The sequence below is a fragment of the Zavarzinia sp. genome, assembly GCF_041650655.1.
Classification (GTDB): Bacteria; Pseudomonadota; Alphaproteobacteria; order Zavarziniales; family Zavarziniaceae; genus Zavarzinia.
In genome coordinates, this window is the sequence record NZ_JBAZKR010000034.1 from 1 (window position 1) to 14,433 (window position 14,433).

The following is a 14,433-nucleotide window of genomic DNA, read 5'->3' on the forward strand; positions in this document are numbered from 1 at the left end:
GCCTTCCTGCTGGCCCAGCAGGTTCTCGGCCTTCACCTCGAAGCCGTCGAAGCCGATCTCATATTCCTTCATGCCGCGATAGCCGAGCACCTTGATCTCGCCGCCGGTCATGCCCGGGGTCGGGAAGGGATTGGCATCGTCGCCGCGCATCTTCTCGGCGAGGAACATGGACAGGCCCTTGTAACCCGGCTCGGCCGGGTTGGTGCGGGCGAGCAGGGTCATCACGTCGGCGCGGGCGGCGTGGGTGATCCAGGTCTTGTTGCCGGTGACCTTGTAGGTCTCGCCGTCCTTGACCGCGCGGGTACGCAGCGAGCCGAGGTCGGAGCCGGTATTGGGTTCGGTGAAGACCGCGGTCGGCAGCAGCTCGCCGGAGGAGATCAGGGGCAGCCACTTCTGCTTCTGCTCTTCGGTGCCGCCGGCCATCACCAGCTCGCAGAAGATTTCCGCGCGGGTGCCGAGGGAGCCGACGCCGATGTAACCGCGGGAGAGTTCCTCGGTCACCACGCACATCGCAGTCTTGCCGAGGCCGTGGCCGCCGTATTCTTCCGGCAGGGTGAGACCGAAGACGCCCAGTTCGGCCAGTTCGGAAATCACCGACAGGGGAATGAATTCGTCCTTCAGGTGCCATTCGTGGGCGAAGGGGATGACCTTGTCTTCGGCGAAGCGGCGGAAGCTTTCGCGTACCATGGCCATGGTCTCGTCCAGGCCCATGTCGCCGAAGCCAGAGGCCAAGCCATCGGCGATCAGGCTCGCGATCTCGGCGCGCACGGCGCCGGTGTTGCCGGCATGGAGCAGGGCGGAGACGCCCGGCACGGCCATGAAGGCGTCGAGCTGGTCCTCGGTCAGGCCGTAGTCGGCGGGCCGCACGACCTCGACCTGGCTCATGGCGATGCCGCCCTCGATCTGGGCCAGATATTCGCCGAAGCCGGCCTGCAGGATCAGGGTCTCGAGCCGGGAGAGCTTGCCCTCGGCCTTCAGGCTCTCGGCCCAATGCAGGAGCTGGCGGATCGATTCGACATAGGTCGCCAGCCAAGCCAGGCCGTGGGCGGCGAATTGTTCGGCTTCGAGCTTGGCGCCCGAAACCTTGCCGTTGACCGCGACCTTGGCGAAGACCGCAGCCTTGGCGTGACCGAGGAGCACATCCGCCGCCTGGACCGCTTCCGCCGCCTTGCCGAACAGGTCGGGCAGGACGATGTCGGCGGTGTCGCTTGCAGGGGCGGCCAGGCTCATGATGATGCTCCTCGGATTACTCGGTCGTGTTACTTCAGGCGTTGTTGCCGGCTTCGATCGCGTCTTCGATCGTGCGCAGCCCCGGGTACTTGGCAGAAACCAGAACCGCCATGTTGCCCGGCTTGTGCTGGTTCTTCCACATCTTGGTGTGGGCGCGCGGAATATCCTCGAAGGAGAAGACTTCCGACATGCAGGGATCGAGGCGGCGCTCGATCACCAGCTGGTTGGCCTGGCTCGCCTGCATCAGGTTGGCGAAATGGCTGCCCTGCACGCGCTTCTGGCGCATCCACACGAAGCGGGCGTCGAAGGTGATGTTGAAGCCCGAGGTGCCGGCGCAGAACACCACCATGCCGCCGCGCTTCACCACGAAGGTGGAGACGGGGAAGGTCGCTTCGCCCGGATGCTCGAAGACGAAATCGACGTCGTTGCCCTTGCCGGTGATGTCCCAGATCGCCTTGCCGAACTTGCGCGCTTCCTTCATGAAGGCGTCGTATTCCGGCGAATTGACCTTGGGCAGCTGGCCCCAGCACTTGAAGTTGTTGCGGTTGATCACGCCCTTGGCGCCGAGCGAGAGCACGAAGTCGCGCTTGCTCTCGTCGGAGATGATGCCGATCGGATTGGCGCCCGAGATCGAGATCAACTGGATCGCCATCGAGCCGAGACCGCCCGAGGCACCCCAGACGAGGACGTTCTGGCCCGGACGCAGGATGTGCGGGCGATGGCCGAACAACATGCGGTAGGCGGTCGCCAGCGTCAGCGTGTAGCAGGCGCTCTCTTCCCACGACAGGTGCTTCGGCCGATGCATGAGCTGACGGGCCTGCACCACGGTGAATTGGGCGAAGGAGCCGTCCGCCGTCTCGTAGCCGTAGATGCGCTGCGAGGGCGAGAACATCGGGTCGCCGCCGTTGCACTCTTCGTCGTCGCCGTCGTCCTGGTTGCAGTGAACCACGACTTCGTCGCCGACCTTCCAGCGCTTCACCTTGGAGCCCACCTTCCAGACGATGCCGGAGGCATCGGACCCGGTGATGTGGTAGTCCTTCTTGTGCACGTCGAAGGTCGAGACCGGAATGCCGAGGCCGGCCCACACGCCATTGTAGTTGACGCCGGCCGCCATCACGAGCAGCAGCACTTCGTCCTGGCCGATCTCGGGCACCGGCATCACTTCGAGCTGCATGGCCTGCTCGGGCGGGCCGTGTCGCTCGCGCCGGATCACCCAGGCGTACATCGACTTCGGCACATGGCCGAGGGGCGGGATCTCGCCCACTTCGTAGAGATCCTTGACCGGCTGGCCAGCGAGGGTCGCTTGAACCTCGCTCGTGTTGGTCACCGTCATGCTTCTGTCCCTCGCGCTCCGTCGCAAAGCTGTTTGTTCAGTCGGGTTGTTGCGCCATCCCGCTTGCCGGCTGCCCCCTGATCCTATGACACAGAGATGAACCCGGATAGGCGCGGAGTTTTGGATGCTGTGGCGCTCAGTTGCAAGTTTATTTTGCGTCGCACAACATGCTAATTGAATAATATGGGATCGGATATAGGGCTAAAGAGTAACGCCGCCACCGAGCGGGCAGGCTTTTAAGCCAGAAAGTTGCGAGAGTGGGGATTCTGCAATGAGTGACAGCAAGCACGAGACCGCGGCGGCAGCGAAGAGGGACGAGCCCTGGCTGATCCGCACCTATTCGGGCCATTCGTCGGCCTCGGCCTCGAATGCATTGTACCGCACCAACCTGGCTCGCGGCCAGACAGGATTGTCAGTAGCCTTCGATCTGCCGACCCAGACGGGCTATGACGCGGACCATGTGCTGTCGCGCGGGGAAGTGGGCAAGGTGGGCGTGCCGATCTCCCACCTGGGCGACATGCGCACCCTGTTCGACGGCATTCCGCTCGGCCGCATGAATACCTCGATGACGATCAACGCGACCGCGGCCTGGTTGCTCTCGCTCTATATCGCCGCGGCCGAGGAGCAGGGCGCCAAGCGCTCCGACCTCCAGGGCACGACGCAGAACGACATCATCAAGGAATATCTCTCGCGCGGGACCTATATCTTCCCGCCGCAGCCCTCGATGCGCCTGATCGCCGACGTCATTTCCTTCACCTACAAGGAAGTGCCGAAGTGGAACCCGATGAACGTCTGCTCCTACCACCTGCAGGAAGCGGGGGCGACGCCGGTGCAGGAACTGGCCTATGCCCTGGCGACCGCGCAGGCGGTGCTCGATGAAGTGAAGAAGGCGGGCCAGGTGCCGGCCGCCGACCTGCCCAAGGTGGTCGGCCGCATTTCCTTCTTCGTCAATGCCGGCATCCGGTTCATGACCGAGATTTGCAAGATGCGCGCCTTCACCGAGCTCTGGGACGAAATCACCCTGAAGCGCTACGGCGTGCAGGAAGAGCGTTTCCGCCGCTTCCGCTACGGCGTCCAGGTGAACAGCCTGGGGTTGACCGAGCAGCAGCCGGAAAACAACGTCTACCGTATCCTGCTCGAGATGCTGGCCGTCACCCTGTCCAAGGACGCCCGCGCCCGCTCGGTGCAGTTGCCGGCCTGGAACGAGGCGCTCGGCCTGCCCCGGCCCTGGGATCAGCAATGGTCGCTGCGCTGCCAGCAGATCCTGGCCTTCGAGACCGATCTCCTCGAATTCGGCGACATCTTCAACGGCTCGACCGTGGTCGGCCAGAAGGTGGCCGAGCTGAAGGCCGCCGCGATGGAGGAGCTGGACCGGATCGACGCCATGGGCGGGGCGATCGCCGCCGTCGAATCGTCCTACATGAAGCAGCGCCTGGTCGAGAGCAACGCCCAGCGCCTGGCCGCCATCGAATCGGGCGACATGACCGTGGTGGGCGTCAACAAATTCACCGAATCGGCGCCGAGCCCGCTCGCCACCGGCGAGGAGGGGGCGATCCTGGTGGTCGACGACGCGGCCGAGACCGAGCAGGTCGAACGTCTGAAGGCTTGGCGGGCGTCGCGCGACGCCGCCAAGGTGAAGACGGCGCTCGAAGAGCTGCGCCGGGCCGCGGTCGAAGGCCGCAACATCATGGAACCTTCGATCGCCGCCGCCCATGCCGGCGTCACCACCGGCGAATGGGGCCAGACGCTGCGTGAAGTCTTCGGCGAATACCGCGCCCCCACCGGCGTCGCCCGCGCCGCCTCGGCCCCGGCCGGCGACATGGCTTCGGTGCGCGCCAAGGTCGACGCCGTCTCGGCCAAGCTCGGCCGCCGTCTCAAGTTCCTGGTCGGCAAGCCGGGCCTGGACGGCCATTCCAACGGTGCCGAGCAGATCGCCGTGCGGGCGCGCGACGCCGGCATGGAAGTGGTCTACGAAGGCATCCGCCTGACGCCCGCCCAGATCGTCAATGCGGCGCTCGAAGAAGGCGTCCACGTCGTCGGCCTGTCGATCCTCTCGGGCAGCCATGTCGCCCTGGTGACCGACGTTCTCGACAAGATGAAGGCGGCCGGCATCTCCGACATCCCGGTGATCGTCGGCGGCATCATCCCGCCCGAAGACGAAGCCAAGCTGAAGGCCGCCGGCGTCGCCCGCGTCTACACCCCGAAGGACTACCAGCTCACCGACATCATGGCCGACATCGTCGACATGATCGACGGCCTGCCGGCCGCGGCCTGAGACGAGGCCGGCACGGCCCTTCGCCCTATTACAAGGGGAAGCAAAGAAAAAGGGGCGGCAGGGTTTCCCCGGCCGCCCCTTGGCGTTTGGAGTCCTCAGGCGACCGCTTTGGTGGCGCCGGGGCGCCGGCGGTTCTTGTTGATTTCCTTCAGGTACTCGATGCCTTCCTCGGCGATGGCATCGCCGACCGTATAGTCGCCCTCGGCCTTGAGCTGGACCATGTCGACATACTGCTCGTAGAACCACTGGGTGCGCTCGGTGATGATGCCGGCGTTCAGCAGGGTCTTGATCAGCACACGGAAGATGTCGGTGCCTTCCTTCATGCGTTCGCGGCGCACGTCGTCGGTCGAGGCTTCGAGCACGGCGGCCTGCACCCAGGCGGGATCGAGACCCAGGCTCTCGTAGATCCAGCCCTTCTGGTCGGGCGAGACGAGGTTGAAGAACAGGGTCTGGAAACAGTTGAAGGCCCAGTCCTCGACCCGCTGGTGCTCATCCTTGGAGAGCTTGGAGATCGTCCGGTCGGCCCAGATCTTGCCGAACTTGTGGTGGAATGCCTCGTCGGTCATGACCAGCTGCGTGGTCTTCTTGAGCAGCGGATCGTAGGTCTTGGCATGAAGCATGGCGAAGGCGCCCATGGCGAGACCTTCGACCAGCATCTGCATGCCGACGAGCTTCTTGTAGACCTCTTCCGAGAGCACCAGTTCGGACAGGAGGTCGCCCAGGATCGGGCCGACCGGCGCCGGCTTGCCCCAGCGGGCCTGGATGTAGCGGGTGAAGGCGGTGACGTGGCGCGCCTCTTCGCGGGCCTGGTTCGCGGCATATTCCTGGGCGCCGGGGTCGACCAGGATATGGCACAGGCTGGCCGAGAGGCCGAGGGCGCCCTGCTCGCCGTGCAGGATCGACGAGAGCGACCAGTGCGTGTTCATATTCACGAGCTGGATCTTCTGCTTCTCGTTCAGCTTGTCGCCCACCGCGCTCTGCAGTTCGAGCATCAGGTCGAACGGCAGCAGCGGCCGGTTCTCCATGTCGAAGGGCGCGGAGAAGTCGATATAGGCGGGGTCCAGCGGATCCCAGAAATGGTCGTGGGTGGCCGAGATGATCTTGTCGAAGGCGCTCGTCCGCGTGCCGTAGCGGTCGACCGCGATCATCGCCGCGAAATCATTCGGGCTGACCGTGTTGTAGGCCGGATCCTTGGTGATTTGCGATACCAGGGCGTTCATGCGGCTCCTCCCGTTGCTACCCCTTGCTTATTGGAATTGGGGTAATCTGACTTTCTGTCAGGCTAAGCCTGCCGTCCGTCCTTGGCAACAGGAAAAGCGAAGGCGCCTCATGTTCTGGGCGGCGGTCAGTGATCGGCCGGAGCCCCCCCGCCGGCCGTCAGCTTCCGCATCAGGGGTACCAGAACGAGGATCGAGAAGAACACCACCGACATGATCAGCAGGACGTCGGTGAAAGCCAACACATAGGCTTCGCGCGTCACCATTTGGCGCACGATGGCAAGCGCCGCCTTGTCGCCGTCGATCGTGCCGCCGGCCAATGTCGAGAAATAGGACGACATCTGTTCGAGCCGGCCGGTGGCGACCAGGCGGGCCGGATTCACCGCTTCTGCCAGGCGCGCCACATGGTGGTCGAGCCGGTGGGTCAACAGGGTGTTGATGATGGCGAGGCCGAAGGCGCCGCCGGTGTTGCGCATCAGGTTGTAGAGGCCGGAGCCGTTCTTCACCTCATGCGGGTCGAGCGCGCCGAGCGAGAGCATGTTGGCCGGGATCATGCACAGCATGATGCCGAAGCCGCGCACCGCCTGGGGCAGCACGAAATCGGCGAAATCGGATTCCGAGGTCAGGAAGGAATTCAGATAGACGCCGAGGGAGAAGGCGAAGAGCCCGATGCCCAGCACGATCCGGGGATCCAGCTTGCGGGCCATGAGGCCCGAGATCGGCGTGGCCAGGAACTGGCAGGCCCCGGTCACCGCCAGCACGGTGCCGATGTGGAAACTGTCGTAGCCCGAGACCCGTCCGAGGAACAGCGGCAGGATGTAGACGGAACCATACATGCCGAAGCCGATGGCGAAGGCGATGGTGCAGCCGATGGCGAAATTGCGGTTGGCGAAGACGCGGAGGTCGATCACCGGCCGTTCGAAGGTGAAGGCGCGCCAGAAGAACCAGACGGCGCCGGCCGTCGCCAGGGCGGTGAAGGTGATGATCTCGTCCGACTGGAACCAGTCGTTCTTGGCGCCTTCCTCGAGCACATATTGCATCGAGCCGAGGAAGAGGGCGACGGCGGTGATGCCCTGGAGGTCGAAGCCGCGCAGGAGCTTCAGGTTGGGCCGGTCGATGTCCATCAGGCTGGCGGTACCGATGGTGACGAGCAGGCCGGGGGCGATGTTGAGCAGGAACAGCCAGTGCCACGACAGGGCCGAGGTGATCCAGCCGCCCAGGGTCGGGCCCAGGGTCGGCCCCATGGTGGCGATCAGGCCCATCAGGATCGAGGCGCGCGGATTGTTGCGGCCGAGCACGAAATAGGAGGTCGCGAAGACGGTCGGGATCATCGCCCCGCCCAGGAAGCCCTGGGCGACGCGGAAGGCGATCATCGATTCGATCGACCAGGCGAAGGCGCAGGCGAAGCTGGCCAAGGTGAAGCCGGCGCAGGAAATGACGAACAGCCAGCGCGTCGAGATGACCTGGCTGAGCCAGCCCGAGAGCGGGATGATGATCACTTCCGCGATCAGATAGGACGACTGCACCCAGCCGATCTCGTCGGGCGCGGCCCCCAGGCCGGCCTGGATCTCCGAGAGCGAGGAGGCGACGATCTGGATGTCCAGGATCGCCATGAACATGCCGACGACCATGATGAAGAAGCCCACCAGGTGGCGCCTCTCCGGCCGCGGATTGCCCATGGCGTCGAGCGGCACCGACGAGGGCGGCGGTGCCGGCGGCTCGTCCCGCCGGGCCGCGCCGGCGACCGGCCGGTCCAGGGTTTCGGCGACGCTCATGGGGCGGGCCTCAGTTGCCCGCGGCGACGGCGGCGGGGCCGGCGACATAGGCGCTGGCCGACGGCGCCACCGAGGTGTCGACAGTGACCACGACCGAGAGGCCGGGGACCAGGCGCGCCGTCGCCGGCTGGCCTTCGTCGAACAGGATCTTCACCGGCAGGCGCTGGACGACCTTGGTGAAATTGCCGCTGGCGTTCTCGGGTGGGAGCAGGCTGAACAGCGCGCCGGAGGCTGGGCTCAGGCTCTGCACCTTGCCGTGCAGGGTGACGCCGGGCAGGGCGTCGACCGTGACTTCGACCGGCTGGCCGGCCCCCATGGCGGGGAGCTGGGTTTCCTTGAAATTGGCTTCGACCCAGATTTCCTGCACCGGCACGACCGAGAGCATGATCACGCCCGGGCGGACATATTGCCCGGGCACCACGCCCTTGTTGCCGATCACGCCGTCGGTCGGCGCGCGGATCACCGTATCGGTCAGGTTCTGATGGGCCTGGGCCGCCTGGGCCTTGGCCCGGTCGAGGGTGGCGCGGGCTTCCACCAGTTTGGCTTGCAGCACCGCCAGTTCGGACGTCTCGACCTCGACATTGGCGCGGGCGGCGCTCAGGGCGGCGACGGCCTTGGCGCTGTCGGCCTTGCTCTGGTCCAGGTTCTGGCGGGTGGCGAAATCGGCCGTCGCCAGCTTGTTCTGGCGGGTGAGGTCGAGGGCGGCACGATCGGCTTCGGCTGCGGCGCTGTCGACCTGGGCCTTGGCGGCGGCGATGCGCGACGACTGCTGCGCCAGCTGCTGGCTCAGCGTGTCGACGTCGGCCGCGGCGGCTGCGGCCGCGGCATCGGCGGCATCGGCGGCGGCCTTATAGGTCGAATCGTCGATGCGCAGCAGGATGTCGCCCGCCCGCACCATCTGGTTGTCGGTCACCGTGACGGAGGCGACGGTGCCTTCCACCTTGGTGCTGATCGGTGCGATGTCGGCCTGGACATAGGCGTCGTCGGTCGAGACCAGGTGACGGGTCAGGTACAGCCAGGCGGAGATGCCGACCACCACCAGCGCCACCAGACCGATGAGCCCGAACTTCACCTGCGGCTTCATGACATCGATTCCTGCGATCACGAGGGACTAGACTGAACCGTTCAGTTCAGTTCATATAACACCGATCCGGTTTGTGCACAGCAACACAGTTCATGCATAGTCTGCATGGCAGATCGTGCGCAGCCGGCGCGAGGTCGAGCGATGAAGGCGGAACGGGTCGAGGACGAGGTTCAGGCGGGCGCGGACGGTGCGCCGGCCGCGGACGACGCATGCCATCCGGCCAAATACCGGCAGGTCCTGCAGGCGGCAGGCGAATTGTTCCTGGACCAGGGTTTCGCCGGTACTTCGATGGATGCGGTGGCGCGCCGGGCCGGGGTCTCCAAGGCGACGATCTATGCCTATTTCGCCTCGAAGGAAGACCTTTTCGAAGCCATGGTGTCGCATGGCAAGGACGAGCGTTTCGCCACCCTCTACCAGGCCGATCTCGACAGTCTCGGCGTCGAGGCGGCGCTGTCGCGCGTCGCCCACGAATTCATGGCCGTGCTGACCAGCCCGCAGTCGCTGAAGACGCTCCGCGTCATCATGGCGGAGGCGGGGCGCCGGCCCGATCTGGCGGCGCGCTTCTACCGCGCCGGGCCGGACCGGGTAATGGCGGCGCTGACCGATTATCTGACCCGGGTCGCCGAACGCGGCGAGCTGGCGATCGAGGATCCGCGAATCGCCTCCCAACTCTTCTTCGGCATGATCCGGGGCGACCTGCATCTCCGCCGCATGCTCGGCCTCGCCGACCAGCCCGATGCGGCCGAAGTGGCGCGGCTCGCCGATGCCGCGGTCGCCATGTTCCTGCGCGCCCATCGCCCCGCGGGGCAGTGACGGGGATCGCAGCGGTAAAAGACGGCGCGCGATACCCTTAACCTTCTGCGCGCACCTGCTAATCTGGCGCGCGGGGCACAGGGTCGAGGGGACGCGCTGAGGAATGGATACAATCGTCGGTACGGTTTTCGCGATCGCGGGCCTGCTCGCCCTGATCAGCGTGCTGCCATCGCTCGCCCGGCGTCTTTCGGTTCCCTATAGCGTCGTCCTCGCCCTGGTCGGCATCGCGGTCGGCGCCTTGTCGTCCGCTGCGGCGACGACGGCGATCAGCGGCCCGCTCGGCGACATGCTGCTGGAATGGCGGAGCTTCACCTCGAGCTCGGTCGTCTTCATGGTGGTGTTCCTGCCCATCCTGCTGTTCGAAGCCTCCCTCGGCATCGACGTGCGGGAATTGTTCGACGATCTCTTCCCCGTGCTGCTGCTCGCCGTGGTCGCCGTGGTGGCGGCCACTTTCGTGGTCGGCAATGCGCTCTCCTACGCCAGCCCCTACAGCCTGATCGTCTGCCTGCTGCTCGCCTCGATCATCTCGACCACCGATCCGGCCGCCGTGGTCGCGATCTTCCGCGACCTCGGCGCGCCGCGTCGCCTCTCCCTTCTGGTCGAGGGCGAGGCGGTGTTCAACGACGCCGCGGCGATCACCCTCTTCACCATGCTGACCGCGGCCCTGACCAAGGGCCAGGGACTGGACGGCATGTCCGGCCTTTGGATGTTCCTCGAGCATTTCTCGATCGGCCTCGTGGTCGGCCTCGCCTTCGGCTGGGGCGCGGCCGCCCTGGTGCCCGTCCTGCACGACAATCGGCTGGCCGAACTGACGCTGACCGTGGGCGGCACCTACCTCGCCTATATCCTGCCGGAACATTATCTCCATGCTTCGGGCGTGGTCGCCGTCGTGGTCTTCGCGCTGACCTTCGGGGCGATCGGCCGGCTCCGCATCGCGCCGGAAAATTGGCGCCACCTGCATCATTCCTGGCAGACACTGGGCTTCTGGGCCAATTCCCTGATCTTCGTGCTGGCCGCCATGCTGGCGCCCAAGACGCTGGCCACCGTGACCTGGCAGGACGGTGGCTTGCTCGGCGTGCTCGTCGTCTCGGCCCTGGCGGCGCGCGCCCTGGTGATCTTCGGCCTGATGCCGGTGATTTCCTGGTTCGGTCTCGCCCAGAAGGTGGCGCTGACCTACAAGGCGGTGATCGTCTGGGGTGGGCTGCGCGGCGCCGTGACGCTCGCCCTGGCGCTGGCCGCGACCGAGAACTATCTGCTGCCGGAAGAGGTGAAGCGCTTCATCGGCGTGCTCGCCACCACCTTCGTGTTGTGGACGCTGCTGGTGAACGGGCTGACCCTGAAGCCCCTGATCAAGCTGGTCGGGCTCGACCGCATGTCGCCTTCCGACCTCGCCACCCGGGACCGGGTGATGGCGCTCAGCTTGACCGCCGTGCGCGGCCACGCCGAAGAGATCGCCCGCAACCACCGGATCGACGAAAGCGCCCTGAAGAAAGTCACCGCCTATTACGACCGCCGGCTCGGCGAACTCGAGGTGGCGGCGGCGCTCGACAATGTCCAGCCCGGGCGCGAGGACATCGGCAACGCCGGCCTGGTCACCATGGCCCACCGCGAGCAGGCGATCTATCTCGCCATGTTCGAGGGGCGGGTGATCGGGCGCGAGCTGGTGGCGCCCTTGGTCACCCTGACCGCGGGTCTCGCCGATGCCGCCAAGTCCGGCGGCCGGGCCGAATATCTGGAGGAGGCGGTGAAGGCGACCCGCTTCCGTCCGGGCTTCCGCCTCGCCCTCTTCCTGCACCGCCGCTTCGGTTGGAGCCGGCCCCTGGCGCTCGCCCTGGAAGCCCGGCTGGAGCGTCTCTTGATCATGCAATCGGCCCTGCGCGAGCTGGTTTCCTATGTCCGGCGCACGCTTGCGCCGGTCTTCGGCCCGGCCACGGCGACCATGATGAGCCAGGTGCTGGAAGAGCGGATCACTGCGGTGGCGAGCGCGCTCGACGCCCTCAAGCTGCAATATCCCGACTATGCGAGCGATCTCGAAGCCCGCTACCTCGCCCGTGCCGCCATGGGCCAGGAGGCGGTCGCCTATAACGACATGCTGGACGAAGGCGTCGTCTCGCAGGAGATCGCGGGCGCCCTGCAGCGCGACCTGGAAACCCGGCGCACCCTGATCAGCCGGCCGCCCCGCCTCGACCTCCGCCTCTCGGCGGCAGAACTGGTGTCGCGCGTGCCGATCTTCGCCGGCCTCGCCGGGGCGCGCTGCAACGATGTCGCCGCCCTGATGCGGCCCCAGCTCGCGGTGCCGGGCGAGAAGATCGTGGCCAAGGGCGAGCGCGGCGACACGATGTATTTCATTTCATCCGGCGCGGTCGAAGTGGCCGTGGGCGACACGCCGGTGCGCCTCGGTTCCGGCGCCTTCTTCGGCGAGATGGCCCTGCTCTACGACCGGCCGCGCAATGCCGATGTCACGGCGCTCGGCTATTGCCAGCTGCTGGAACTCTCCCGCCGCGATTTCGAGCGCCTGATGGCGGCCGACGAGACCGTGCGCAAGACGATCCTCGCCGCCGCCGAAGCCCGCGCCCAGGCCCAGTCGCAGGGGCACGCCTCGCAGGGATAAAATGCGCCAATGGCGTATTTTTGGTGATTCCACGCGGGGATTTCGATAGGCTGTCACCATGAAATTCGTCCGGACCAGGCGCTATCTCCGCGACCTCGCTGCGATGAAGGCGGCGCCGGCCGATGTCGAGGCGCTGGAAAGGGCGATCGCCACCAATCCGTCTGCGGGCGCCGTGATCCCGGGGCTCCAGGGGCTGCGCAAGATCCGCTTCGCGCTGGCCGGCAGGGGCAAATGCGGTGGTGGGCGGGCGATCTATTTCCTGCGCTTGACGGAGGATCTGGTGATCATGCTTTTCGCCTATTCGAAATCCGATCGCGAAGATCTGTCGCAGGAACAGCGGAAGGCTGCCCTGAAACTCCTGGCCGAACTCGAAGACATGGCGACGGAGGACGAATAAATGAGCGGAAAGAAGACGGCCGATACCGATTTCGGTCAGGCGCTGCTCGACGGCCTGCGGGAAGCGGTCGCCTGGAAACGCGGCGAGACGGCGCTGGAGACGGCGAATATCGAGCCGATGCCGCCCGCGCGTATCAAGGCGATCCGGAAGTCTGTCGCACGTTCGGCCGCCGAATTCGAACGCCGTTACGGCATTCCGGCCGCCACCGTGAACAACTGGGAGCAGGGTCGGCGGAGCCCCGATCCGGCGGCTCGTCTCCTGCTCCGCATCATCGAGCGGGAACCCGGCGTGGTCGCGAAAGTCGTGGCAGAGCCCGACCCACCGGCCCCGGAGGCGGCGAGCGATCGTCGGCGCTGATCAGCGGAGGGTCAGGCCCAGCACCGCTTCGAGTTCGGCCAGGGCCTGGTCGGCGCCTGTCACCTTGATGGTGTGCATGCCCATGGCCTTGGCCGGCTTCAGGTTGATGCCGAGATCGTCGAGATAGACGGCGCGCCGCGGGTCGAGCTGCAGGATCTCGCAGGCCATCTCGTAGAAGCGGGGATCGGGCTTGCGCACGCCGACCCGGCGGCTCTCGATCACGGCGTCGAAGCGCTGCATGACCGCGCCGACCTCGGCCGCATAGGCCGCACCGGCCCCGTTGTCGTTCACATTGTTGGTCAGGCAGGCGGTGCGGTAGTGGCGGCGCACCCGGTCCAGCGCCTCGACCATGGCGGGGCGGACGGCGCCATGGATCACCGCGATCACGTCGCGGCCGCGCAGGCGCGCGCCCACGGCCTCGGCCTCGGCCGCGAAGGCTTCGTCGAAACCGGCGAGGTCGATCTCGCTCCGCTCGAAGCGGGCCCAGGCGTTGCTGTCCGGATTGGCCGCGTTGATTCGGCGGATGGTGTCGCGGGGCAGGCCGCGGGCGGCTTCGAGGTCGTTGAAGGCCTCGAAGGGCGAGGACAGGATGACCCCGCCGAAATCCCACAGGACGGCGTCGAAATCGAGGTTCGGCATCATTCTTCTTCGTTGAAGCGGTTGGCGACCAGCTCGCCGATGGCGTCGAGTGCTGCCTCGGCCTCGGGCCCGGTCGCCGAGACATCGATCGTGGTGCCGAGTGCTGCGGCCAGCATCATCAGCCCCATGATCGAGGTGCCGGTCACCGTGGAACCGTCCTTGGTGACCTTGAGCTCGGCGTCGAAACGCCCGGCGGTCGCGACGAATTTGGCCGCGGCCCGGGCGTGCAGGCCGCGCCGGTTGCAGATCTTCAGCGTGCGCGGCCCGACGGCCGCCGACGGTTCCGCTTCACTCACGCCTGTTCCCCGGCCAGCAGGGCTGATGCGACCGAGATATATTTCCGCCCGGCTTCCTGGGCTGCGGCGATCGCTTCGTTCAGGGTCATCTTGCCCCTGATCGAGGCGAGCTTGATCAGCATGGGCAGGTTGACGCCCGCGACCACTTCGACCCCCGGCTTTTCCATCACGGAAATGGCGAGATTGGAGGGCGTGCCGCCGAACATGTCGGTCAGGATGATCACGCCCTTGCCGCGGTCGACCGAGGCGACGGCTTCGACGATGTCGCTTCGCCGCTGCTCCATATCGTCATCGGCGCCGATGCAGATCGCGCGCATCGCCTGCTGCGGGCCGACGACATGCTCGGTCGCCGCTATGAACTCTTCGGCCAGGCGACCGTGGGTCACCAACACGAGGCCGATCATGG

General features: G+C 66.3%; 13 protein-coding genes. 5 read left to right on the forward strand and 8 right to left on the reverse strand.

From position 1 onward, the window contains the following. Both WC493_RS09715 and ccrA read right to left on the reverse strand, forming a co-directional pair. Positions 1 to 1,230 (reverse strand): acyl-CoA dehydrogenase family protein (locus WC493_RS09715; protein ID WP_373065014.1); only part of this gene is annotated, 1,230 nt, incomplete at its 3' end. Positions 1,231 to 1,264: 34 nt separating this feature from the next. Next, on the reverse strand, positions 1,265 to 2,563 hold the full coding sequence (gene ccrA, locus WC493_RS09720) for a crotonyl-CoA carboxylase/reductase (RefSeq protein ID WP_373065016.1): 1,299 nt from the start codon (positions 2,561 to 2,563) through the stop codon (positions 1,265 to 1,267). A gap of 271 nt (positions 2,564 to 2,834) precedes the next feature. Here ccrA and WC493_RS09725 point away from each other — a divergent pair, with 271 nt between their 5' ends. After that, positions 2,835 to 4,838 (forward strand): methylmalonyl-CoA mutase family protein, encoded by a 2,004-nt coding sequence (locus WC493_RS09725; RefSeq protein ID WP_373065019.1) that lies wholly within the window; start codon positions 2,835 to 2,837, stop codon positions 4,836 to 4,838. 95 nt (positions 4,839 to 4,933) lie between these two features. On the opposite strand, the gene WC493_RS09730 is transcribed toward WC493_RS09725, so the two are convergent. From WC493_RS09730 to WC493_RS09740, 3 genes are all read right to left on the reverse strand, one after another. Further along, positions 4,934 to 6,058 carry a ferritin-like domain-containing protein gene (locus tag WC493_RS09730; RefSeq protein WP_373065021.1) on the reverse strand — a complete coding sequence of 375 codons (1,125 nt, stop codon included), beginning with the start codon at positions 6,056 to 6,058 and terminating at the stop codon, positions 4,934 to 4,936. Between the two features lie 125 nt (positions 6,059 to 6,183). After that, complete coding sequence (locus tag WC493_RS09735) at positions 6,184 to 7,830, reverse strand: DHA2 family efflux MFS transporter permease subunit (protein ID WP_373065023.1); 1,647 nt, start codon at positions 7,828 to 7,830, stop codon at positions 6,184 to 6,186. Between the two features lie 10 nt (positions 7,831 to 7,840). Further along, positions 7,841 to 8,914: an efflux RND transporter periplasmic adaptor subunit gene (locus WC493_RS09740; protein ID WP_373065025.1), complete on the reverse strand. Its 1,074-nt coding sequence runs from the start codon at positions 8,912 to 8,914 to the stop codon at positions 7,841 to 7,843. 141 nt (positions 8,915 to 9,055) lie between these two features. Between WC493_RS09740 and WC493_RS09745 the strand changes: the two genes are divergently transcribed. The 4 genes from WC493_RS09745 to WC493_RS09760 all read left to right on the forward strand — a co-directional run bounded on the left by WC493_RS09745 (position 9,056) and on the right by WC493_RS09760 (position 13,092). Beyond that, positions 9,056 to 9,727, forward strand: a complete 672-nt coding sequence (locus WC493_RS09745; RefSeq protein ID WP_373065027.1) for a TetR/AcrR family transcriptional regulator — start codon at positions 9,056 to 9,058, stop codon at positions 9,725 to 9,727. A 103-nt stretch (positions 9,728 to 9,830) separates the two neighbouring features. Continuing rightward, on the forward strand, positions 9,831 to 12,338 hold the full coding sequence (locus WC493_RS09750) for a cation:proton antiporter (protein ID WP_373065029.1): 2,508 nt from the start codon (positions 9,831 to 9,833) through the stop codon (positions 12,336 to 12,338). 58 nt (positions 12,339 to 12,396) lie between these two features. Beyond that, the gene (locus WC493_RS09755; RefSeq protein ID WP_373065031.1) at positions 12,397 to 12,735 is read left to right on the forward strand and encodes a type II toxin-antitoxin system RelE/ParE family toxin; all 339 of its coding nucleotides are present in this window, start codon (positions 12,397 to 12,399) and stop codon (positions 12,733 to 12,735) included. Continuing rightward, a complete protein-coding gene (locus tag WC493_RS09760; RefSeq protein WP_373065033.1) occupies positions 12,736 to 13,092 on the forward strand; it encodes a helix-turn-helix domain-containing protein in 357 nt (118 codons plus the stop codon). On the opposite strand, the gene WC493_RS09765 is transcribed toward WC493_RS09760, so the two are convergent. From WC493_RS09765 to WC493_RS09775, 3 genes are read right to left on the reverse strand one after another with little or no spacing between them, the layout of a single operon-like run. Next, positions 13,093 to 13,734 carry an HAD-IA family hydrolase gene (locus tag WC493_RS09765; RefSeq protein WP_373065035.1) on the reverse strand — a complete coding sequence of 214 codons (642 nt, stop codon included), beginning with the start codon at positions 13,732 to 13,734 and terminating at the stop codon, positions 13,093 to 13,095. It abuts the gene before it with no gap. Further along, complete coding sequence (locus WC493_RS09770; RefSeq protein ID WP_373065037.1) at positions 13,731 to 14,027, reverse strand: HPr family phosphocarrier protein; 297 nt, start codon at positions 14,025 to 14,027, stop codon at positions 13,731 to 13,733. Before WC493_RS09770 ends, WC493_RS09765 begins: the two co-directional genes overlap by 4 nt. Beyond that, positions 14,024 to 14,431: a PTS sugar transporter subunit IIA gene (locus tag WC493_RS09775; protein WP_373065039.1), complete on the reverse strand. Its 408-nt coding sequence runs from the start codon at positions 14,429 to 14,431 to the stop codon at positions 14,024 to 14,026. The genes WC493_RS09770 and WC493_RS09775 overlap by 4 nt, the downstream gene beginning before the upstream one ends. Positions 14,432 to 14,433 lie beyond the last annotated feature (2 nt).

Excerpts from the sequence above, each read along its gene's own strand:
- ccrA (WP_373065016.1), bottom strand. The coding sequence starts at position 2,563 with ATGACGGTGACCAACACGAGCGAGGTTCAAGCGACCCTCGCTGGCCAG.
- WC493_RS09725 (WP_373065019.1), top strand. The coding sequence starts at position 2,835 with ATGAGTGACAGCAAGCACGAGACCGCGGCGGCAGCGAAGAGGGACGAG.
- WC493_RS09730 (WP_373065021.1), bottom strand. The coding sequence starts at position 6,058 with ATGAACGCCCTGGTATCGCAAATCACCAAGGATCCGGCCTACAACACG.
- WC493_RS09735 (WP_373065023.1), bottom strand. The coding sequence starts at position 7,830 with ATGAGCGTCGCCGAAACCCTGGACCGGCCGGTCGCCGGCGCGGCCCGG.
- WC493_RS09740 (WP_373065025.1), bottom strand. The coding sequence starts at position 8,914 with ATGAAGCCGCAGGTGAAGTTCGGGCTCATCGGTCTGGTGGCGCTGGTG.
- WC493_RS09745 (WP_373065027.1), top strand. The coding sequence starts at position 9,056 with ATGAAGGCGGAACGGGTCGAGGACGAGGTTCAGGCGGGCGCGGACGGT.
- WC493_RS09750 (WP_373065029.1), top strand. The coding sequence starts at position 9,831 with ATGGATACAATCGTCGGTACGGTTTTCGCGATCGCGGGCCTGCTCGCC.
- WC493_RS09755 (WP_373065031.1), top strand. The coding sequence starts at position 12,397 with ATGAAATTCGTCCGGACCAGGCGCTATCTCCGCGACCTCGCTGCGATG.
- WC493_RS09760 (WP_373065033.1), top strand. The coding sequence starts at position 12,736 with ATGAGCGGAAAGAAGACGGCCGATACCGATTTCGGTCAGGCGCTGCTC.
- WC493_RS09765 (WP_373065035.1), bottom strand. The coding sequence starts at position 13,734 with ATGATGCCGAACCTCGATTTCGACGCCGTCCTGTGGGATTTCGGCGGG.
- WC493_RS09775 (WP_373065039.1), bottom strand. The coding sequence starts at position 14,431 with ATGATCGGCCTCGTGTTGGTGACCCACGGTCGCCTGGCCGAAGAGTTC.